Origin of the sequence: Micromonospora sp. KC723, from assembly GCF_004348595.1 — a bacterium.
In the GTDB taxonomy this organism is placed as follows: Bacteria; Actinomycetota; Actinomycetes; order Mycobacteriales; family Micromonosporaceae; genus Micromonospora.
This window is the reverse complement of record NZ_SMKD01000071.1, coordinates 1-21,029: the sequence shown is the minus strand read 5'-3', so window position 1 is coordinate 21,029 and position 21,029 is coordinate 1. Positions and strand designations below refer to the sequence as shown.

Below are 21,029 nucleotides of genomic sequence, written 5' to 3'. Positions count from 1 at the left end.
AAGGGGCAAGTAGGCTGGGCGTATGTGGCAGGCCGAGGTGCGCGTCGATCTTGACGCGATCCGTGACAACGTGGCCCGGCTCCGGGTCGGCACCAGTGCCGAGCTGATGGCGGTGGTGAAGGGCGACGGGTACGGCCACGGCATGGTCCCGTCCGCCCGCGCCGCGCTCGACGCCGGGGCGGACTGGCTCGGCGTCTGCACCCTCGACGAGGCGCTGACCCTGCGGCGGGCCGGGATCACCGCGCCGGTGCTGGCCTGGCTGCTCGACCCCGGGTTGGCGCTGCACGAGGGGGTGGCGGCGGGGGTCGACCTGGCCGTCGCCAGCCTGCCCCAGCTCGACGAGATGATCGAGGCGAGCCGCGTCGCCGACCGCCCGGCCCGGCTGCATCTCAAGATCGACACCGGGTTGTCGCGGGGCGGCGCCACCGTCGCCGACTGGCCGGCCCTGCTGGAGGCCGCCGCGAAGGCCCAGGCCGACGGCCTGGTCGAGGTGGTCGGAGTCTGGAGCCACTTCGTGTACGCCGACTCGCCCGGCCACCCCACCACCGACCGGCAGTTGGCGGTCTTCCACGAGGGGCTGGCCATGGTCGAGCGGTGTGGCCTGCGTCCGCGCTACCGGCACCTGGCCAACTCGGCCGCCACGCTGACCCGACCGGACACCCACTTCGACCTGGTCCGTCCCGGGATCGCCGTGTACGGGTTGTCGCCGATCGCGGGGGAGCAGTTCGGGCTGCGCCCGGCGATGACCGCGCGAGCCCGGGTGATGTTGACCAAGCGGGTGCCGGCCGGCACCGGCGTGTCCTACGGCCATACCTACACCACGCGAGACGAGGCGAACCTGGCGGTGGTGCCGCTCGGCTACGCCGACGGCGTGCCCCGGCACGCCTCCAACGTCGGGCCGGTGCAGCTCGGCGGCAAGCGGCGCACCATCTCCGGTCGGGTCTGCATGGACCAGTTCGTGCTGGACTGCGGATCGGACCAGGTGGCCGCCGGCGACGTGGCGACCCTCTTCGGCAGCGGCGCGGACGGCGAGCCCACCGCCGACGACTGGGCCGACGCGGTCGGCACCATCAACTACGAGATCGTCACCCGGTTCGGTGGGGTCCGGGTGCCCCGGGTCTACGACGGTGGGCGGCAGCCGTGACCGGGCCGCGCCGTTTCCGGGTGCCCCGGCCGCGTACCGCCGCCGGGAAGGTGGCCGGCGCGCTGGCCACCGTCGGTGTCGCCGCCGCCGGACTGGCGGCCGGCATCGCCACCGAGCGGGCGCTGATCCGCCGGCTCAAGGCCGACCCCACCGACCGGTACGCCGCCGAGGCCTTCGGCGAGCAGCCCTGCGACGAGGCCTTCCGGCTGGAGCTGCCGGACGGCACCGACATCCACGTCGAGGTGGTGGAGCCGACCCGGCCGGTGCCCGGGCACCCCACGGTGGTGCTGGTGCACGGCTTCTGCCTGGACATGGGGACGTTCCACTTCCAGCGCAAGATGCTCGCCGAGCGGGGCGACTACCGGATCGTCGCGTACGACCAGCCGGGGCACGGCCGATCGGGCCGGCTGGAGAGCGGTGAGTACGACCTCGCCGCCCTGGGCGGCACCCTGCGTCGGGTGATCGACCGGAGCACCCCGGAGGGGCCACTGGTGCTGGTCGGCCACTCGATGGGCGGGATGACCATCATGGCCTTCGCCGAGCAGTACCCGGAGCTGTTCGGCGACCGGGTGGTCGGCACGGTGCTGATCGCCACCTCTGGCGGCATGGCCGCCGAGACCAAGCTGGTCGCCCCGGCGCTGCTGAACCGGGTCGGCGCGCCGGTGTTCCAGATGATGAGCAACGCCACCCGGTACGGCGGCACGGTGATCGACAAGGCTCGCCAGTCGACGTCCAACGTCGCCTGGCTGCTGACCCGCAGGTACGGCTTCGGCACCCGCAAGCCCAGCCCGGCCCTGGTGTCGTACGTGGAACGGATGAACTCCCGGACGTCGGCCGACACGGTGACCCGTTACCTGCGTACCTTGGCGACCCACTCGCGGTTCCCGGCGCTGGCCGCGCTCAACGGCACGCCGGTGCTGGTCGTGGTCGGGGACAAGGACATGATCACTCCGGTGGTCCACTCGGACGAGATCGTCCGCCGGCTGCCGCACGCCCGGTACGTCAAGATCCAGGACAGTGGGCACGTGGTGATGCTGGAGCACGCCGACGAGGTCAACGCGGCGCTGGCCGAGTTCCTGGAGGCACTGTGAGCGCGAGGAGTGAGCCGGGTTTGCGAGCCCCGCGGTCGCGAACGGCAGGTGGCACTGTGAGCGCGAGGAGTGAGCCGGGTTTGCGAGCCCCGCGGTCGCGAACGGCAGGTGGCACTGTGAGCGCGAGGAGTGAGCCGGGTTTGCGAGCCCCGCGGTCGCGAACCGGGTCGAAGCAGTGAGCCTGACCGTCACGCTGCCGACGGTCGAGGAGACGCGGGCCTTCGGCCGTCGGCTGGCGCGGCTGCTCCGCGCCGGTGACCTGCTTCTGCTCACCGGCCCGCTGGGGGCCGGCAAGACCGCGCTCACCCAGGGCCTCGGCGCCGGGTTGGGGGTGCTCGGCGACATCACCTCCCCGACCTTCGTGATCGCCCGGGTGCACCGGCCGGATCCGGTCCGGGGCCGTGGTGTGGCGCTGGTGCACGCCGACGCGTACCGGTTGGGTGGTGCGAGCGACCCGCGTGCCGAGATCGACGATCTCGACCTGGACGCCTCCGTCGACGACTCGGTGACCGTGGTCGAGTGGGGTGAGGGGCTGGTCGAGCAGCTGGTCGACGCCCACCTGCGGGTGCGGATCGACCGCCGGGAGGACGACACCCGGGTGGTGGAGCTGGAGCCGGTCGGCGGCGACTGGGCGCGTCGCCTGGACACCCTGCGCCACGCCGGGCCGGTCACCTGATCCGCGCCCGGACCACCCGTGCCGCCGGACGGCGTCGCCGTGGTCCGGGCGCGGGCCGCCGGCGGGTTGGAACCGGCCCCGGCCGGGCGCGGTGCGCGAGCTGTCGGTGCCGGCTGGTAGGAAATGTCGCACCGACTGCGAAAGGTTGCCGATGCCCGACGACGCCCCCGCCCTCGACCTGCTGGCACTGCTGCCCGAGGCATGGCGTGCCGTGCTCAGCCCGCACCTCGACCCCGACCGCACCGCGGCGCTGGCCGAGTTCGTCGCCCGGGAGTACGCCACGCAGACCGTCTTCCCGCCGCTGGAGGACCTGTTCGCCGCCTACCGGCTGTGCGGGCCGCAGCAGTGCCGGGTGCTGATCCTCGGGCAGGATCCCTATCACAAGGCCGGGCAGGCGCACGGGTTGAGCTTCAGCGTGCGCGAGGGGGTGGCGGCGCCGCCGTCGCTGCGTAACGTCTTCAAGGAGCTCGGCGACGACCTGGGCGTGCCGAAGCCGCGCGGCGGCAACCTGAGCGGTTGGGCGGCGCAGGGCGTGCTGCTGCTCAACTCGGTGCTCACCGTCCGCCAGGCCGCCCCCGGCTCGCACGCGAACAAGGGTTGGGAGGACTTCACCGACGCCACCATCCGCGCCCTGGACGCCCGCGACGAGCGTGTGGTCTTCCTGCTCTGGGGCGGGTATGCCCGCAGGAAGGCAGCCCTGGTCGGCAACCCTCGGCACGTGGTCCTGGAGGCCGGCCACCCGAGCCCGATGAACCCGCGCGGGTTTCTCGGCAGTCGGCCGTTCAGCGCGGCCAACAAGGCCCTCGCCGACGTCGGGCTGCCGACCGTCGACTGGGAACGCACCGCCGGCTGAGTTCGCGGGGTCACCGGTCCGTCACCGTCCGATGTAGCCTGTCTCCACCGTGACGACAGGAAGGTGGTCTATGGCGGCGACGGTCACTCCTCAGCAGTGGCAGGCGGCGAGGACGGCGCTGGCGGAGCAGACCGAACGCTTCGCCGACCTCCTCGCCGTCAGCCGCCCCGAGGCCCGCTGCACGGCCGACTGGTCGGTCGCCGACACGCTCGCCCACGTGGTCTCCCTGGCCTGGCTGTACGCCTGCCTGGTGGATCCGGCGCACCCGTCGCTGCCGGTCGCGGGCCTCGACGACCAGTTGGCCGAGGTCACCGTCGACACCGTGGCCGACGCCAACGACGTGGTGATGCGCCATCTCACCGAGCGCGACCCGGCGGTGTTGCTCGCCCGGCTGCGGACCGACGTCGGGCATTTGCTGTCCCGGTGCGCCGACCGGAACCCCGACGACACGGTGCCCTGGCTCGGCGCGGCCCGGGTGCCGCTCGCCGGGCTCTGCGCCCATCTGGTCAACGAGCTGCTGATCCACGGCCGCGACATCGCCCTCGCGGGCGGCCGCCGGTGGCGCCTGCCAGGCCGCGAGGCCGCCATGTTCCTGGAGCTCTTCCTGGCCGGCGTGGTGCGCCACGGCTACGGCCGGCTGCTCGACGGCGGGGGTCCGCCCAGCGACCGACCGATCGTGGTGGAGTTCCGTTCGGCGTTCGCCGCCCCGCTGCGGCTGGTGCTGCACCGGGGCGTGATCTCGTTCGCCGCGCCGGACGCCCGTCCCGACGTCCGGATCCGCCACGACCCGGGCACCCTCAACCTGATGATGTTCGGCCGGATCAGCCGGGCGCGGGCGCTGCTCACCGGTGGGGTGCGGATCTCCGGGCGGCGCCCCTGGCTGCTGCCCACCTTCCTGCGCACCTTCCGCACCCCGAGTTGACCGTGGGGCCACGGGTGGGGCGTCACCGGGGGTGACGGCAGGGCCGGCTAGGCTGGTCAATCGTGCTCGTACTGGTGGTGGACTCCTCGACGCCCGCGGTGACCGCGGCGCTGGTGGAGGTCTCGGCGGGTGGTGTCACCTCACGGGCGCACCGGTGCAGGGTCGACGCCCGAGCCCACGGCGAACTGCTCGCCCCACAGGTGGACGCGGTGCTCGCCGAGGCCGACGTCCGGCCGCGTGACCTGGCCGCGATCGTCGCCGGCCTCGGCCCCGGCCCGTTCACCGGGCTGCGGGTCGGGCTGGTCACCGCCGCCACCATGGGCCAGGTGCTCGGTGTCCCCGCGTACGGTGTCTGTTCGCTGGACGGCATCGGCCACCCGGCGGCGGCCGGCGAGCCAGTCCTGGCCGCCAGCGACGCCCGCCGCCGTGAGGTGTACTGGGCGGTCTACGACGGCGCCGGTGAACGGATCTCCGGGCCGGACGTGGACGCCCCTGCGGTCGTCGCCGAACGGGCCCGCGAGCTGGCCGTCACCGCCGCCGTGGGGGACGGCGCCCACCGGTACGCCGAGGTGCTGGGTCTGCCGCTGCGGGCCGAGCCGCGCTACCCGGACGCGACCGCGTTGGCGGCGCTGGCCGCCGGGCGGATCCGGGCCGGTGCCCCGGGTGAGGCACTCACCCCGCTCTACCTGCGCCGTCCGGACGCGGTGGCGGCGGCCACCCGCAAGCCGGTCCTGCCGTGAGCGCGAGGAGTGAGCCGCTGTTGCGAGCCCCGCTGTTGCGAGCGACCGAGGCCACCGTGGTGGCAGCACGGTGAGCGGGCCGGTGCGGCTGGAGCGGTTCCGCTGGTGGCACATCGACGAGGTGTTGCCGATCGAGGCGGACCTGTTCGGCGCTGAGCAGTGGTCGGCGTCGATGTTCTGGAACGAGCTGGCCAACGGGCACTGGTACCGGGTGGCCGTCGACGCCGATGGGACGCTGCTCGGTTACGCGGGGCTGGCCGTACAGCAGGACGAGGCGTGGGTGCAGAACATCGCTGTCCGGCGGGACGCCCAGCGGCGGGGCGTGGGCCGGGCGCTGCTGGAGGAGTTGCTGGCCGGGGCGGTCCGCCGGGGCGCGCGGAGCGTCCTGCTGGAGGTGGCCGTGGACAACGCGCCCGCCCAGAAGCTCTACGCGACGTACGGCTTCGAGCCGATCGGCGTCCGTCGCGGCTACTACCAACCGAGCAACACGGACGCGCTGGTGATGCGGCGCGTCGCGCCGCCGACCGCGTACGGGACGGACGAGTGATGGCTGACGAACCCCTGGTCCTGGGCATCGAGACCTCCTGCGACGAGACCGGCGTCGGGGTCGTGCGCGGGCACACCCTGCTCGCCGACGCCCTGGCCTCCAGCGTCGACCAGCACGCCCGGTTCGGCGGGGTGGTGCCGGAGGTGGCCAGCCGGGCCCACCTGGAGGCGATCGTGCCGACGATGGACCGGGCGTTGCGGGAGGCGGGGGTGAGCATCGCCGACGTCGACGCGATCGCCGTCACCTCCGGTCCCGGGCTGGCCGGTGCGCTGCTGGTCGGGGTGGCCGCCGCGAAGGGTTACGCGCTCGCCGCCGAGAAGCCGGTGTACGGGGTGAACCACCTCGCCGCGCACGTCGCGGTGGACACCCTGGAGCACGGTCCGCTGCCGGAGCCGGCGATCGCGCTGCTGGTCTCCGGCGGACACTCGTCACTGCTGCTGGTGGACGACCTGGCGCGCGGGGTGACTCCGCTGGGCGCCACCATCGACGACGCTGCCGGGGAGGCGTTCGACAAGGTGGCCCGGCTGCTCGGGCTCCCTTTCCCCGGTGGGCCGCACATCGACGGGCAGGCGCGGGCGGGAGACCCGGCGGCGATTGCCTTCCCGCGCGGGTTGACCGCGCCGAAGGACCAGGCCGCCCACCGCTACGACTTCTCCTTCTCCGGGCTGAAGACGGCGGTGGCCCGCTGGGTGGAGGCCCGGCAGCGAGCCGGCGAGCCGGTGCCGGTGGCCGACGTGGCGGCCTCGTTCCAGGAGGCGGTCTGCGACGTGCTGACCGTCAAGGCGCTGGACGCCTGCCGGGCGAACGGCATCGGGACGCTGGTCGTCGGCGGGGGCGTGGCGGCCAACTCGCGGCTGCGGGCGATGGCCGAGCACCGGGCGGCGAAGCACGGTATCCGGGTGCGGGTGCCCCGGCCGAAGCTCTGCACCGACAACGGTGCGATGGTCGCGGCGCTCGGCTCGCACCTGGTCGCCGCGGGGGTGGCGCCGAGCCGGCTCGACCTGCCGGCGGATTCTGCCCTGCCGCTGACCACGGTCAGCGTGTGACGGGAGGGAGGGCCGACGTGATCGTCCGGATGTGGGAGGCGCGCGCGGAGCCGTACGGCTTCACCGACCTGATCACCTGGGTCTGCGAGACCGCGCTGCCGGAGTTGGAACACGATCCGCTGCACGTGGTCAGCGAGGTCTTCACCTCCACCGATCACCGCGTGGTGGTGGTCTCGAAGTGGCGGAGCAGTCCCCGGACGTTGCCGGACCCGCCGGCCGTGCTGGTGGCGCGTCCGCCGCACTCGTGGGACTTCACGCAGGTCGACCGCTGACGGGTACGCGACGACAGGGGCCGGGAGCACCACTCCCGGCCCCTGTCGCGTACGCGGTGGTCAGTTGCGGCGCATGATCCGCCAGGTGGTCCAGCCCCCGACGCCGAGCGCACCGAGGAAGACCACCCAGACGATGGTGGTGCCGACGCTGACCGCCGGGGTGACCGGCGTACCGGCCTGGGCGGCGGCGACCAGCGAGTTGCTCTGCGCGGGCGGGATGGCGGCCGGGGGCATCTGGTTCCAGCGGACCAGGCCGGTGCTCTCCAGCATGGACATGTGGTCGGTGACGAACTTGTTGGCGTCGTCGGCGAGCTTACGGACGGTGGCGTCGCGGGTGGCGGCGCGGACCGCTCCGATCACCGGGAAGATATTGCCGTGGGCGATCCGGAGCCGGGTGACGAAGATCTGGTCGAACTGGGCGCCGGTGGCCTCCTGCATCTCACCCAGCCACCCCTTCTGCTCGGCGGTGGCGTCCGAGGGCAGAATCGCGCCGAGCTTGTTGGCGGCCTCGACGCAGAGCAGGTCGAGCTGCTCGTGCTGGCGGGCGATCTCCGCGCCGATCTCCCGGACCCGCGGCGACTGTCCTCTCTCGGCGGCCATCACCCCGGCCGGCATCTCCCACAGGCCGGCGAGCCGGACGCCGACGAGCAGCGCCATGTCGGCCGCGTTGAGCTGTGCGGCGGGGGCGGCCACGGCCACGCCGGGCAGGGCGAAGAGCCCGGCCACGAGCGTGACGAACAGCACCGCCACCCGGTGGGTCCGGTGCCCTGGCCGACGACGAGCGGGTTCCAGCGGTGCCATGCTGCGGTGCCTCCTCGGTCCGGGCCGTACGTGTCACGTGGGGCAGCTCGTTCGCCGGCTGCCCGCCGACCACTGGTACGGATCACCGGCCGGAAGAGTTCACCGGAACCGAAAACCGGCAACGAAGTGGATCCCGGCGTTGAATCGTGACTCAGCCGACGTCGAGGGGATCGGCGAGGAGCCGCTCGAAGGCCAGCTCGGCCGCGCCGATCAGCGGCGCGTCGTCGCCGAGCTTGGGGGTGCGCAGCCGCACGTGCTCCAGGCAGGCGGGTAGACCGACGTGGTTGAGCCGGCTGCGGACCTGGGCGGCGGCGGCGAGGTAGAGGTCGCGCATGGTGCCACCGAAGATGACCATCTCCGGGTTGAAGATGTTGACCAGGTTGCCGACGCCGAAGCCGAGCCAGTCGCCGGCCTGGCGTACCGCCGTCTGGGCACGGGCGTCCCCCCGGTCGGCGGCCTCGAAGACGGCCAGCAGCGCCTCCCGGCCCCGGGCCTCGCTGCGGCCGGCGGCACGCAGCAGGCCGTGCTCGCCGATCTCCGTCTCCCAGCAGCCGCGGGAGCCGCACTCGCAGCGCGTTCCGTCCCGGGCCACCACCATGTGCCCGACCTCCCCGCCGTATCCGCCGTGGCCGGTCAGCCGGCGTCCGCCGGCGATGATGCCGGCCCCGACGCCGACGTCGCCGTACAGGTAGATGACGTTGTCGCAGCCGGCGGCGACCCCCCGGGCGTGCTCGGCGAAGACCGCCACGTCGGCGACGTTGCCGACGGTGACCGGCACGTCGATGCCGAGCGCGGCGGCGAGCGTGGCGCCGAGCGGCTCGTCGACCCAGCCGGTGGTGGGGCCGAGCCGGACCAGCCCGTCGGCCCGGCGGACCATGCCGCAGACGGCCACCCCCGCACCCACGCAGAGGGCGTCCACGGCGACCCGGCGGTGCATCTCCGCGAGTGCGCCGGCCAGCAGCGGGGCGGTCTCCGCGGCGTCCATGCCGCGCGGCCGGTCCAGGTCCCGGCGGTCGAGCACCTCACCGCCGAGACCAACTCGCGCGGCCCGTAGCCGGTCCACCTCGATCGAGGCGGCGTACCCGTAGACGCGAGCCGACTCGGGCCGGACGACCAGCGACGGTCGCCCGGCCCGGCCGGTCTCCTTCGGCGTCCCCTCGCTGACCAGCCCGGCGCCGGCCAGGTCGGCGGTCAGCGCGCCGATGGTGCTGCGGTTGAGTCCGAGGGTGACGGTGAGTTCCGCGCGGGTGGTCGCGCCGTGCACGTGCACGTGACGCAACAGCGCACCCAGGTTCTGCCGCCGGATCTCGTCCTGGCTCGGTCCTGCCCGCATGTTTCCGGTAGCTCCGGTACCGGCTGCTAGCGGGTACCGGTGGCGGCGGAGCGTCGCCGGGACAGCGCGTCCACGCTGGCCGCGAGGAGCAGCACCACACCCGTCACCACGTACTTGACTCCCGAGCTGTAACCCATGAGGCCCATGCCGTTGTCGATCACGGCGACCACGGCGCCGCCGAGCACCGCGTCGAGGACGCGGCCCTTGCCGCCGAAGAGGCTGGTGCCACCGATCACCGCCGCGCCGACGGCGTAGAGCAGCACGTTACTGCCACCGGTGTTCGGGTCGACGGAGTTGGCCCGGCTCGCGGCCACGATGCCGCCGACGGCGGCCATCGAGGAGCAGATCACGAAGACCGAGATGCGGATCCGGTCCACGTTGATGCCGGCCCGCCGCGCGGCCTCCTTGTTGCCACCGACGGCGTACACGTGCCGGCCGTAGCTGGTGCGCTGGAGCACGAAGGTCCACAGCACCAGCAGGACGGCGATGATCGGCACCACGATCGGCACACCCTTGAGCGAGGTGACCAGGACGTTGCGGCTGCGCTCCAGGTTGAGGATGTAGACGGCCACCCCGAGGATGAGCGCGAGCGCACCGATCCGGGCGAGGACGACCGCGAGCGGGTCGGCGAGCAGGCCGCGGGCGGTCCGCCTGCGGTGTCGCAGCAGCTGCACGGCGGCGTACCCGGCGACCGCGGCGGCGGCCAGCAGCCACCCCAGGGCGGGCGGGAGGTTTCGGTTGGCAATCGCCACCAGGGTGGCGTCGCGGATCGAGATGTTCGCGCCCTCGTCCATCAACATCAGCACGATGCCCTGGAAGGCGAGGAAGCCGGCGAGGGTGACCACGAAGGACGGGATGCCGATCTTGGCCACCAGCATGCCGAGCACGGTGCCGATCAGCACGCCGGTGACGGTCGCGGCGAGCACCGCCACGTACCAGGGGTAACCGAACACGGTGACGACGTTGGCCAGGACGGCGGCGCAGACGCCGCTGGCGAAGCCGGCCGACAGGTCGATCTCGCCCAGCAGCAGGACGAAGACCAGGCCCATCGCGATCAGGGTGATCGCAGCGCCCTGGGTGAACAGGTTGGCGAAGTTGCCGGCGGTGAGGAACGACGGGCGCATCACCGCGAAGACGGTGCAGAGCACGACCAGGCCGAGCACGGCCGGCAGGGCGCCGATGTCACCGCCGCGTACCCGGCTGACGTAGTTGCGGACGTGGCTGCCGACCGTCGACGCCGGCGTGACGGCGGCCGGGCCTTCCTTTCTGACGGCGGTGGTGGTCATCGGACGGCTCCCGAGGTGGTGTCGGTGGACCCCGCGGCGTTACCGGCGTGGCCCGTACCCGGCTCGGCGAGGCCGAGGCTGCCGGAGCGGCCGGCGGTGATCAGCTCGACCACCTGCGAGTGGGTGATGTCGGTGGTCCTCACCTGCGCGACCATCTGGCCGAGGTAGAGCGCGGCGATCCGGTCGGAGACGGCGAAGACGTCGTTCATGTTGTGCGAGATGAGCACCACGGCCAGGCCCCGGTCGGCGAGCCGGCGGACCAGCTCCAGCACCTGGGCGGTCTGCGCGACGCCGAGCGCGGCGGTCGGCTCGTCGAGGATGACCAGCTTGCTGTTCCAGAGCACCGCCTTGGCGATGGCCACGGTCTGGCGCTGGCCGCCGGAGAGGCTGGAGACGTGCTGGCGCAGTGACTTGACCGTACGGACGCTCAGCCCGGCGAGCGTCTCGGCGGCCATCTGTTCCATGGTGGGTTCGTCGAGCACGATCCCGCTGCGCTTCTCCCGGCCGAGGAACATGTTCTGCACGATGTCGAGGTTGTCGCAGAGCGCGAGGTCCTGGTAGACGACCTCGATGCCGAGCGCGGCGGCGTCACGCGGGCCGTTGATGCTCACCGGGCGGCCCTCGAAGAGGAACTCGCCGCTGTCGGTGGGGTAGATGCCGCTGATGCACTTCACCAGGGTCGACTTGCCGGCGCCGTTGTCGCCGACGAGAGCGGTCACCTCGCCGGGGTGGGCGTAGAAGGCGACGTCGCGGAGTACCTGGACGGGACCGAAGCTCTTGTCGATCCCGCGTAGTTCCAGCAGGGGGGTCGCGGACACGGGGTTTCCTTTACGCGGTGGGGAGATCTCGGAGCCGTCCGGTGCGGGGGTGCCGCCCGGCACGGTTGTCACCGTGCCGGGCGGCGCCGCGGGTGGAGCGGGTGGGACGCGTACGGGGTCAGCTGATGCCGGCGTCGGCGCAGAGCTTGGCGTACGCCCCGGCGCAGACCTCGTCCTTGGTGACGAAGCCGTCGGCGATGACGTCCTTGACGTTCTCCTTGTAGATGGCCTTCGGGGTGAGCAGGACGGAGTCCACGTCACGGCCACCCTCCGGGTCCTTGACCGTCTGGCCGGTCTCCTTCTTCTCGCCCTTGGCCAGCGCGACGGCCAGCTCGGCGGCGGCCTTCGCCTCGTCCCTGATCGCCTTGTAGACGGTCATGCACTGGTCGCCGGCGAGGATGTTCTGCAGGCCCTGCGGGGTGGCGTCCTGGCCGGTCACCGGGACCTTGCCGTTAAGCTTGTTCTTCTTCAGCACGGAGATGGCCGCGTTGCCGAGGCCGTCGTTGGCGGCGAGCACCCCGTCGATCTTGCCGCCGGCCTTGGTGAGCTGCTGCTCGAAGATCGTGGCGGCCTGGGTGTTGTCCCAGTCCGGCACGGAGTCGTCGGCGACCTTGGTGTACTCCTTCGAGTCGAACTTCGGCTTGAGCACCGAGTCGTACCCGTTCTTGAAGAGGGTGGCGTTGTTGTCGGTCGGCGAGCCGTTGAGGTAGGCGATCGCCGGGTTCTTGGCGCCCTTGTCGGTCAGGCACTTGACCAGGCCCTCGCCCTGCAGCTTGCCGACGGCCTCGTTGTCGAAGCTGACGTAGTACTGCGCGGAGCCGCCGAGGGTGAGGCGGTCGTAGTCGATGGTGGCGACGCCCTGCGACTTGGCCTTGTCGAGGACGGCCTTGCCGGTGCCGGAGTCCAGGTTGACGATCATCAGGGCGGTGACGCCACTGGTGATCATCTGGTCGGCGATGGTCTGGAAGGCGTTCTTGTCGCCCTGCGCGTTCTGGATGTCGTAGTCGACGTTCGCGGCCTTGAAGGCCTCCTCCAGGAACTTGCGGTCCGCGCCCTCCCAGCGGGCGGAGGACTTGCTGTCCGGAAGGATCACGCCGATCTTCGGCTTCTTGTCGTTGCCGCCGGTCGCGGTGTTGTCGGAGTTGTTGCCGCAGGCGGCCATGCTGCCGGTGGCCAGCAGGCCCACGGCGGCGAAGGTGAGGAAGCCCTTGCGCATCTGCACGGGGTCCTTTCGGGGGTGGGGGAGTAGTGCGAATGTTTTGTTGTGTCCGGCAACGTATTCCCGCTTGCGCGGCAGGCGCAAGGCCGTCGAGGTCGGAAATTTGTTGGCAGCGGTAACAATTGGGCAACGCACTCGTCACTCTGCGGACATTCACCCACAAGCGCCCACGGTCACTCCTCACTCCCACTCCGTCGATCATGAGGGTGTCGGTGATGTGGGTCGCCTCGCCAACATCGAGGCACTCGGCGCGGACGACCCGGCCGTCAACCGATGATCGATACGGTCGGGAGCCGGTCCCGGGGCCGCGGGATCAGGGACGGGCGGCGACGGGGGCGGCGGTGCCGCCGGTCAGGGTGAGGAGATCCCGGGGGGAGAGTTCCAGTTGCAGGCCGCGACGGCCGGCGCTGACATAGACCGAGTCATGGGCCAGCGCGGAGTCGTCGAGCACGACGGGCAGCCGCTTCCGATGGCCGAGCGGGCTGATCCCGCCGCGGACGTAGCCGGTGGCCCGCTCGGCGACCACCCGGTCGGCCATCGCCCCGCGCTTGCCGCCGACCGCTGCGGCCAGGGCCTTCAGGTCCAGCTCGCCGGTGACCGGCACGACCGCCACGGCCAACGCGCCGTCGACCTCGCAGACCAGCGTCTTGAAGACCCGCTCCGGCGCGGCTCCGATGGCCGCCGCGACCAGCGCCCCGTAGTTCGGCGCGTCCGGCGGGACGTCGTACGGGTGGGTGCGGTGGGCGATCCTCCGCCTTGTCAGCAGCGCCGTCGCCGGAGTGCCGTGTCCCGCCATGGCGTCACGCTATCCCGGTGCCCGCCCGGCCGGCCACCGCGAAACACCGGCGGTCCGTCGCCGCTCCGGTCAGCCTGTCGCCGCCGGACGGCAGACCAGGACCGTCGGCGCGCCGGCGAGCCGGGTCAGGACCAGGCTCGCCGCCTCCCCGCCCGTCAGCCTCAGGTCGCGGCGCAGCTTCTCCGGCTCCAGGGCCGAACCCCGCTTGAGGATCTCCACCCGGCCCACCTGACGCTCGCGCAGCAGGGCGCGCAGCCGCTTCAACGAGAACGGCAGCACGTCGATGATCTCCAGGCAGCGGGCGAACGGAGTGGTGGCCGGGGTGTCGGCGTACAGGTAGGCGATGGTCGGGTCGGCCAGCGTGGCGTCGAGCGCGTCGGCCAGCTCGGCGACCAGGTGGGCGCGGACCACCGCCCCGTCCGGGTCGTACAGGTAGCGCCGCACCGGCCCGACCGGCGCCTCCGCGTCGCCCGACCCGATCAGGGTGTGCACGGCCGCGCCGCGCAGCACGGTCGCCCGGCGGGGCACCCCGGCCAGCGGTCCGCACCAGAGCGCCGCCTCCACCAGATCGCCGTCCACGCTGACCCATTCCGCCTCGGCGCCGGCCGGGATCAGCGCGTGGTCGATGCCCGGGGCGACCTTCACCACCGTGTACGGCACCCGCTCGGCCAGGCCGGTGACGAAGGTCCAGGGCGGGGAGTAGGAGTTCGGGTCGAAGACGCGCCGCCCGGTGCCGGTCCGCCGGCGCGCCGGATCGCAGAACACACCATCCACCCGGGAGACGTCGAAGCCGGTCGCGTCACCGACCTCCACGGTGAACAGTCCGGCCAGCCCGGCCACCTCGGCGTTCGCGGCGGCCATCGCGGCGGTGACCGGGTCGGCTTCCACTGCGTACACCCGGATGCCGGCGCGTGCGGCGGCGAGTGCGTCGGCGCCGAGACCGCAGCCGAGGTCGGCGAGGCTGCCCACTCCGGCCGCGCGCAGCCGGTCGGCCCGCCGGTCGGCGACCGTACGGCGGGTCGCCTGTTCCAGCCCGGCCCGGGTGAGGAACATGCCGGCAGCCTCGGGGCCGAACTTGCCGACCGCCCGCCGGCGAAGCTCGGCCTGGGTGAGCGCCGCGGCGGCCAGCCCGGCCGGCACCCCGGCGGAGCGGAGCGCGGCCGCCGCGGTCAGCGGGTCGCCGCCGGCCAGCCCGGCCGCCGTGGCGAGCGCGGTCGACCCCTCGGGGGTACGCAGCGCGGCAAGCTGGTCGAGATCCACCCGGCCATTCTCCCCGTCTTTCCGGCAGCCCGTCCTGCCCCCGTTCCTCGCCGGTGCGCGGCTTGATCCACTCCGGCCGGGGCGGGTCGGGGTGTCGTCGAGAGCGGACGCCGCGAGATGCCGCGACCGGAGTGGATCTGCGGGCGGGGACGGCGGTCACGCGAGGGCTGTCAGGCGGCGACACGAGGACGTTGCGTTGGCACTCTCCTTGACGGAGTGCTAGCCGAGGAATAACCTGCGATTAGCACTCTCACCCTGAGGGTGCCAGCTTCCGGGCCGTCCGGCGCGGAGGCTGAACGCCAGGCGGACCGGCACCCGCGACGACGGTCCCGCCCGGTGGCATGTGGCAGATTGACGCTGGTCGGCCTCGCCGTCCGGCTACGAAACCAGTACCCCAGGAGGGTATGCCCGTGACTACCGCGACCAAGGTTGCGATCAAGCCGCTCGAGGACCGGATCGTGGTCCAGGCGAACGAGGCTGAGACCACCACGGCGTCGGGCATCGTGATCCCCGACACCGCCAAGGAGAAGCCGCAGGAGGGCACCGTCCTCGCTGTCGGCCCGGGCCGGATCGACGACAAGGGCAACCGCGTGCCGCTCGACGTCAAGGTCGGCGACACCGTCCTGTACTCGAAGTACGGCGGCACCGAGGTGAAGTACGCCGGCGAGGAGTACCTGGTGCTCTCCGCCCGCGACGTCCTCGCGGTCATCGAGAAGTAAGCAACCGATCAGTGTCGTTGCCCCGGTCCGGCTCGCCGGGCCGGGGCACCGTCGCGTGAAGGGACATTCATGGCGAAGATCCTGAGTTTCTCGGACGACGCCCGGCACCTGCTGGAGCACGGTGTCAACGCCCTCGCCGACACGGTCAAGGTGACCCTCGGCCCGCGCGGGCGCAACGTCGTCCTGGACAAGAAGTTTGGCGCACCCACGATCACCAACGACGGCGTGACCATCGCCAAGGAGATCGAGCTCACCAACCCGTACGAGAATCTCGGCGCGCAGCTGGTCAAGGAGGTGGCGACGAAGACCAACGACGTCGCCGGCGACGGGACCACCACCGCGACCGTGCTGGCCCAGGCGATGGTCCGCGAGGGCCTGCGCAACGTGACCGCCGGGGCCAACCCGACCGGTCTCAAGCGGGGCATCGACGCGGCGGCCGCCAAGGTCTCCGCGGCGCTGCTCGACCGGGCCGTCGAGGTCTCCAGCAAGGAGGCGGTCGCCAACGTCGCGACGATCTCCGCGCAGGACGCCACCATCGGCGAGCTGATCGCCGAGGCGATGGAGAAGGTCGGCCGCGACGGTGTCATCACCGTCGAGGAGGGCTCGGCGCTCACCACCGAGCTCGAAGTCACCGAGGGCCTCCAGTTCGACAAGGGCTTCATCTCGCCGAACTTCGTCACCGACGTGGAGGCGCAGGAGGCGGTCCTGGAGGACCCGTACATCCTCATCACCACGCAGAAGATCTCGGCGATCGAGGAGCTGCTGCCGCTGCTGGAGAAGGTCCTGCAGAACAGCAAGCCGCTGCTGATCATCGCCGAGGACGTCGAGGGCCAGGCGCTGTCGACCCTGGTGGTCAACGCGATCCGCAAGACCGTCAAGGTCTGCGCGGTCAAGGCCCCCGGCTTCGGTGACCGCCGCAAGGCGATGCTCCAGGACATGGCGATCCTGACCGGTGCCGAGCTGGTCGCCCCGGAGCTGGGCTACAAGCTCGACCAGGTCGGCCTGGAGGTGCTCGGCACCGCCCGGCGCGTCGTGGTCGACAAGGAGAACACCACCGTTGTCGACGGTGGCGGTCAGGCCGCCGACGTCGCCGACCGGGTCGCGCAGATCCGCAAGGAGATCGAGGCCTCGGACTCCGAGTGGGACCGGGAGAAGCTGGCCGAGCGGCTGGCGAAGCTGTCCGGTGGCATCGCGGTCATCAAGGTGGGCGCGGCGACCGAGGTCGAGATGAAGGAGCGCAAGCACCGCATCGAGGACGCCATCGCCGCGACCAAGGCCGCGGTCGAGGAGGGTACGGTCCCCGGCGGCGGCGCCGCCCTGGCCCAGATCCTCCCGGTGCTCGACGACGACCTGGGCCTCACCGGCGACGAGAAGGTCGGCGTGTCGATCGTGCGCAAGGCGCTGGTCGAGCCGCTGCGCTGGATCGCCCAGAACGCCGGCCACGACGGCTACGTGGTGGTGCAGAAGGTCGCCGGCAAGGAGTGGGGCCACGGCCTCGACGCCGCCATCGGCGAGTACGTCGACCTGGTGAAGTCCGGCATCATCGACCCGGTGAAGGTGACCCGCAACGCGGTCACCAACGCCGCGTCGATCGCCGGCCTGCTGCTCACCACGGAGAGCCTCGTGGTGGAGAAGCCGGCGAAGGCCGAACCGGCCGCCGCCGGCGGGCACGGCCACTCGCACGGCCACGGCCACCAGCACGGCCCGGGCTTCTGACCCGACCGTACGGCAGACCAAGGGCGCACCGTCCCCGCGACGGTGCGCCCTTCGGCGTCGGTGGCCCGTCAGCAGCGGTCCGAGGGGGCGCGCTGGTTACGGAACGCTGACGTGGCTGGCGGGCTGTCCGGGCGGCCGACCAGACTGGGCCGATGAGCAGCACCCCTCGCGGCCTCGCCGCGCTGGCCGGGATCACCGCCGCGGTCGTGGCGATCGGGGCCGCCGAGCCGGTGGCGGTCCTCACCGGTCCCCGGTCGGCGCCGTTGATCGCCGTCGGCGGGCTCGTGGTGGACGTCGTACCCGAGCCGTTGAAGCAGTTCGCCATCGCCGTCTTCGGCCGGTACGACAAGGTCGCACTGCTGGTCGGGACGGCACTGCTGCTGGCCGCCGGTGCCGCGCTGCTCGCGCTGGTGGCCGTACGCCGACTGTGGCTCGGCCTGGGCGGCATCGCGGCCTTCGCCACCCTCGGGGTGGTCGCCGCACTCACCCGGGCCGGCGCGGACGCCGCCGACGCGCTGCCCGCGCTGGCCGGCGGAGGACTGGGCGCGTTGACGCTCTGGGCCTTCCTGTCCGGGCCGCTGGAGATCGACCCGTGGCCCTGGGCCCCGCCGACACCCGCGCGTGCCCCGGTAGCCGGTGCGCAGGTGGCCGGTGCGCAGGCGGCCGGCGGCGTGCCGGCGGGCACCGACCCGCAGGCGCGCAGGCGGTTCCTGCGCGGTGTGGGCGTGCTAACCGGCGCGGCGGCCGTCACCGGGTTGGGTGGGCACTGGCTCGCCGGTCGGCGGGGTGTGTCGGCCGCCCGGCAGGCCGTCCGGTTGCCCGCCCCGGTCTCCCCGGCTCCGGTCGTCCCCGCCGGCGCGGACCTGTCGCTGGCGCAGCTCGCTCCGTACGTCACCCCGAGCAGCGGCTTCTACCGGATCGACACGGCCCTGGTGCTGCCGCAGGTGGACCCGGAGACCTGGCGCCTGCGCATCCACGGGCGGGTACGCCACCCGGTCGACCTGAGCTACGCGGACCTGCTCGCCCGACCGATGGTCGAGCGGTACGTGACCCTGGCCTGCGTCTCCAACGAGGTGGGCGGTGACCTGATCGGCAACGCCCGCTGGCTGGGCGTACCGATCCGGGAACTGCTCGACGAGGCGGGGCCGGAGGAGGGCGCGGACCAGGTGGTGGGGCGCTCGGTGGACGGCTGGACCTGCGGCACCCCCACCGCGGTGCTGCGCGACGGGCGGGACGCGCTGCTGGCGGTGGGGATGAACGGCGAGCCACTGCCGGTCGCGCACGGTTTCCCGGCCCGGATGGTGGTGCCGGGCCTCTACGGGTACGTCTCGGCGTGCAAGTGGGTGACCGAGCTGGAACTGACCAGCTTCGCCGACTTCGACGCGTACTGGGTGCCCCGAGGGTGGTCGGCGCTGGGGCCGGTGAAGACCCAGTCGCGGATCGACGCGCCGCGCCCGCGCGACCGGTTGGCCGCCGGGCCGGTCATGGTGGCCGGGGTGGCCTGGGCCCAGCGCCGGGGAGTCAGCCGGGTGGAGGTACGGGTCGACGACGAGCCGTGGCGGGAGGCGACGCTCGCCCCGACGGTCTCGGTGGACACCTGGGTGCAGTGGTCGTGGCGCTGGGAGGCCACCCCGGGCCAGCACACGCTCCAGGTCCGGGCCACCGACGCCACCGGCGCGACCCAGACCGGGCGGGAGCAGCCGGTCGCGCCCGACGGCGCGACCGGCTGGCACACGGTGACGGCGACCGTCCGCTGACCCCTGGCACCCGACCCGGGTGTGTGCTCGGGTGCGGTACGCGGCGACGCCGCGCCCCGAGGTGCGGGGCACGGCGTCGGGAGGTCTCGTCGGGTCAGGCGATCTTGCGCTGTTCCGGCACGGCGGACTTGTGCGGGCGGCCCAGGCGGGCCTCCAGCCGGGCGATGTCGACCCGGGTCTGCCGGCGGTCGGCGAGGTCCTCCCAGCCGAGGGCCAGCAGGCGCAGGCGCTCCGACTCGCTGAATCCGCCCCAGACGCCGTACGGCTCGCGGACGGAGAGAGCATGGGCGGCGCACTCGGCCCGGACCGGGCAGGTACGGCAGACCATCTTGGCGCCGGACTCACGGCGCAGCCGCGAGGAGCCGCGCTCGCCGTCGGGGTGGAAGAACTGGGCGCTGTCGCGGCCCCGGCACGCGCCGAGTCGCTGCCAGTCCCACAGGTCGACGATGGGTCCGGGCAGTCTACGTACGTTCGACATCAGCATCCCTCCTCCCGCGCGGCACCGCGGAGATCCTCGTTGAACCGGCGTCCGGGCGGTGTCCGCGCAGGCGCACCGTTTCCGGCCTGGCGTACCGGTACCCGATCTTCTCTCGACTCACACGTGTGTGATCGAAACCACGGAAATGCGCGGCAAACGCCCCATATGTCGGAAAAGTTCGGAGGATTGCCGGGAACCTCCTCCCCGGCGGACCCGCTCATGGTCTGCTCTCTGCGGAGAGGAGACCACAGTGCGTACCGTTCTCGTCTGCGTCCGGACACCGCTCGCCGCGCAACAGTTGACGTCGGCCGCTACTCGGCTCGGCCTGGCGGCGGTCGTGCGGACGGCCGTCTCCGATCCCGAGGTGATGCTGCGGCTCGCCGAACGGCCGGTCGACGTCGTACTCGCCGACACCGCCCTCACCCGACCCGACAGCGCCGGCTTCGTCCGCCGGGTGCTGGCCCGCGCGCCGCAGGCCGCGGTGCTGCTGCTCGGCGCGGAGGAGTCCGAGGCCGCGGCGGCCACCATCAGCGCCGGTGCCCGAGGGCTGATCCAGGGCACCGACCACGACCTGACCAGCGCGGTGGCCAAGGCACTGCTGCTGCTCTCCGCCCCCGGACGGGCGAGCCGCCATCGGGTCACCGACTCGGCGCGGGACACCGCCGCGGTCGGCGCGCCGCCCCGGCCCGCCACCGTCCGCAACCCGGCGCAGCCGGGGTCGGGCTGGTCCGGCCCGGGTGAGGTGCCCGGGGGCGTCCCGACCGTGGTGCCGGTACAGCGTGGCGACGACGAGGTCGAGGCGGAAGCCGCCGAGGCGGAGACACCGGTGCCGGCCGGTCAGCGTGGCGGTCCCGGCACCCGGAGCGGACGCGGCGCGGTCGGGCTGACCGAACGGGAACTGCAGGTGCTGCTCGGCATGGCCGAGGGGAAGAGCAACGCCGAGATCGGCCGGGAGCTGTTCGTCTCCGAGGACACCGTCAAGACGCACGCCCGCCGGTTGTTCCGCAAGCTCGGCGCCCGGGACCGGGCGCACGCGGTGGCCGCCGGCTTCCGCGCCGGCCTGGTCGCCTGACCCACCCGACCGCCCCGGTGCCACCCGTGGCCCGGTCAGTCGCCTGCGGCGGCGTCGTCGTCCTCGGCGGCCTCGGTCAGCGTGTCGTGCACCCCGTCGGCGTAACCCCGCGCGTAGTCCCAGGTGACGTAGTGGTCCGGATCCGGGTCGTACGCCGGCTCGTGCACCCGGGGCCGGCCCGAGTTGAGCAGGTGGCGCAGGTTGCCCCGGAGCAGGTCCCAGTCGAAGTAGTGCGGCTCGCGGCAGTCCTCGCACTCGATGACCAGCCCGCGCACCCCGATCGGCGCCAGGAGGGCCTGGTAGATCTCCAGGTCGGCCAGATCCTCCAGCACGTCCTGGCGTTCGGCCTCGGTCAGCGGGTCGAGCTGGTCCTCGTCACGCGGATCGTGCAGGCCGGCAGCCGGATCGGCCGGGTCGCCGTTGAACGGGTCGATGGGCTCGTCGTGCACCCTCTCACCGTAGTCCCCGGAAACCCCGCACGCC

22 protein-coding genes are annotated in these 21,029 nt (G+C 72.8%); 13 read left to right on the top strand and 9 right to left on the bottom strand.

Features of this window, described 5'->3' with window-relative positions; genetic code table 11:
* The first annotated feature begins 22 nt into the window (after positions 1-22).
* The 9 genes from alr to E1165_RS17025 all read left to right on the top strand — a co-directional run bounded on the left by alr (position 23) and on the right by E1165_RS17025 (position 7,291).
* A complete protein-coding gene (gene alr / locus E1165_RS17065; protein ID WP_132392614.1) occupies positions 23-1,144 on the top strand; it encodes an alanine racemase in 1,122 nt (373 codons plus the stop codon).
* The gene (locus E1165_RS17060; RefSeq protein WP_132392612.1) at positions 1,141-2,235 is read left to right on the top strand and encodes an alpha/beta fold hydrolase; all 1,095 of its coding nucleotides are present in this window, start codon (positions 1,141-1,143) and stop codon (positions 2,233-2,235) included. The genes alr and E1165_RS17060 overlap by 4 nt, the downstream gene beginning before the upstream one ends.
* Before the next feature lie 175 nt (positions 2,236-2,410).
* A complete protein-coding gene (gene tsaE, locus E1165_RS17055) occupies positions 2,411-2,911 on the top strand; it encodes a tRNA (adenosine(37)-N6)-threonylcarbamoyltransferase complex ATPase subunit type 1 TsaE (RefSeq protein WP_132392610.1) in 501 nt (166 codons plus the stop codon).
* 151 nt (positions 2,912-3,062) lie between these two features.
* The gene (gene ung / locus E1165_RS17050; RefSeq protein WP_132392608.1) at positions 3,063-3,764 is read left to right on the top strand and encodes a uracil-DNA glycosylase; all 702 of its coding nucleotides are present in this window, start codon (positions 3,063-3,065) and stop codon (positions 3,762-3,764) included.
* 70 nt (positions 3,765-3,834) lie between these two features.
* On the top strand, positions 3,835-4,686 hold the full coding sequence (locus tag E1165_RS17045) for a maleylpyruvate isomerase family mycothiol-dependent enzyme (protein ID WP_132392606.1): 852 nt from the start codon (positions 3,835-3,837) through the stop codon (positions 4,684-4,686).
* A 62-nt stretch (positions 4,687-4,748) separates the two neighbouring features.
* A complete protein-coding gene (gene tsaB / locus E1165_RS17040) occupies positions 4,749-5,426 on the top strand; it encodes a tRNA (adenosine(37)-N6)-threonylcarbamoyltransferase complex dimerization subunit type 1 TsaB (RefSeq protein WP_132392604.1) in 678 nt (225 codons plus the stop codon).
* Positions 5,427-5,496: 70 nt separating this feature from the next.
* Entirely contained in the window at positions 5,497-5,973 is a 477-nt protein-coding gene (rimI, locus tag E1165_RS17035; protein WP_207916922.1) for a ribosomal protein S18-alanine N-acetyltransferase, read from the top strand.
* Positions 5,973-7,019: a tRNA (adenosine(37)-N6)-threonylcarbamoyltransferase complex transferase subunit TsaD gene (gene tsaD / locus E1165_RS17030; RefSeq protein WP_132392602.1), complete on the top strand. Its 1,047-nt coding sequence runs from the start codon at positions 5,973-5,975 to the stop codon at positions 7,017-7,019. The genes rimI and tsaD overlap by 1 nt, the downstream gene beginning before the upstream one ends.
* Before the next feature lie 17 nt (positions 7,020-7,036).
* Positions 7,037-7,291 (top strand): hypothetical protein, encoded by a 255-nt coding sequence (locus tag E1165_RS17025; protein ID WP_132392628.1) that lies wholly within the window; start codon positions 7,037-7,039, stop codon positions 7,289-7,291.
* A gap of 60 nt (positions 7,292-7,351) precedes the next feature.
* On the opposite strand, the gene E1165_RS17020 is transcribed toward E1165_RS17025, so the two are convergent.
* The 7 genes from E1165_RS17020 to E1165_RS16990 form a co-directional block, all read right to left on the bottom strand.
* Positions 7,352-8,092 carry a DUF4142 domain-containing protein gene (locus E1165_RS17020; protein ID WP_132392600.1) on the bottom strand — a complete coding sequence of 247 codons (741 nt, stop codon included), beginning with the start codon at positions 8,090-8,092 and terminating at the stop codon, positions 7,352-7,354.
* 151 nt (positions 8,093-8,243) lie between these two features.
* Positions 8,244-9,425, bottom strand: a complete 1,182-nt coding sequence (locus E1165_RS17015) for an ROK family protein (protein WP_132392598.1) — start codon at positions 9,423-9,425, stop codon at positions 8,244-8,246.
* Positions 9,426-9,451: 26 nt separating this feature from the next.
* Entirely contained in the window at positions 9,452-10,711 is a 1,260-nt protein-coding gene (locus E1165_RS17010; protein WP_132392596.1) for a sugar ABC transporter permease, read from the bottom strand.
* Entirely contained in the window at positions 10,708-11,529 is an 822-nt protein-coding gene (locus tag E1165_RS17005) for an ATP-binding cassette domain-containing protein (protein ID WP_132392594.1), read from the bottom strand. The genes E1165_RS17010 and E1165_RS17005 overlap by 4 nt, the downstream gene beginning before the upstream one ends.
* A 118-nt stretch (positions 11,530-11,647) precedes the next feature.
* Positions 11,648-12,745 carry a sugar ABC transporter substrate-binding protein gene (locus tag E1165_RS17000; RefSeq protein ID WP_132392626.1) on the bottom strand — a complete coding sequence of 366 codons (1,098 nt, stop codon included), beginning with the start codon at positions 12,743-12,745 and terminating at the stop codon, positions 11,648-11,650.
* A 316-nt stretch (positions 12,746-13,061) separates the two neighbouring features.
* Positions 13,062-13,544, bottom strand: a complete 483-nt coding sequence (gene ybaK / locus E1165_RS16995) for a Cys-tRNA(Pro) deacylase (RefSeq protein ID WP_132392592.1) — start codon at positions 13,542-13,544, stop codon at positions 13,062-13,064.
* A gap of 69 nt (positions 13,545-13,613) precedes the next feature.
* The gene (locus tag E1165_RS16990; protein ID WP_132392590.1) at positions 13,614-14,804 is read right to left on the bottom strand and encodes a methyltransferase domain-containing protein; all 1,191 of its coding nucleotides are present in this window, start codon (positions 14,802-14,804) and stop codon (positions 13,614-13,616) included.
* A 404-nt stretch (positions 14,805-15,208) separates the two neighbouring features.
* Here E1165_RS16990 and groES point away from each other — a divergent pair, with 404 nt between their 5' ends.
* From groES to E1165_RS16975, 3 genes are all read left to right on the top strand, one after another.
* Complete coding sequence (gene groES, locus E1165_RS16985) at positions 15,209-15,523, top strand: co-chaperone GroES (RefSeq protein ID WP_089005269.1); 315 nt, start codon at positions 15,209-15,211, stop codon at positions 15,521-15,523.
* 69 nt (positions 15,524-15,592) lie between these two features.
* Positions 15,593-17,239, top strand: a complete 1,647-nt coding sequence (gene groL, locus E1165_RS16980; protein WP_132392588.1) for a chaperonin GroEL — start codon at positions 15,593-15,595, stop codon at positions 17,237-17,239.
* Between the two features lie 152 nt (positions 17,240-17,391).
* Entirely contained in the window at positions 17,392-18,996 is a 1,605-nt protein-coding gene (locus tag E1165_RS16975) for a molybdopterin-dependent oxidoreductase (protein WP_132392586.1), read from the top strand.
* Between the two features lie 94 nt (positions 18,997-19,090).
* Here the strand turns inward: E1165_RS16975 and E1165_RS16970 are convergent, their stop codons facing one another.
* Positions 19,091-19,474 (bottom strand): WhiB family transcriptional regulator, encoded by a 384-nt coding sequence (locus E1165_RS16970; protein WP_132392584.1) that lies wholly within the window; start codon positions 19,472-19,474, stop codon positions 19,091-19,093.
* Between the two features lie 250 nt (positions 19,475-19,724).
* On the opposite strand from E1165_RS16970, the gene E1165_RS16965 reads away from it, so the two are divergent.
* Complete coding sequence (locus E1165_RS16965; RefSeq protein WP_132392582.1) at positions 19,725-20,546, top strand: helix-turn-helix transcriptional regulator; 822 nt, start codon at positions 19,725-19,727, stop codon at positions 20,544-20,546.
* A gap of 35 nt (positions 20,547-20,581) precedes the next feature.
* On the opposite strand, the gene E1165_RS16960 is transcribed toward E1165_RS16965, so the two are convergent.
* Complete coding sequence (locus tag E1165_RS16960; RefSeq protein WP_132392580.1) at positions 20,582-20,995, bottom strand: DUF5319 domain-containing protein; 414 nt, start codon at positions 20,993-20,995, stop codon at positions 20,582-20,584.
* Positions 20,996-21,029 lie beyond the last annotated feature (34 nt).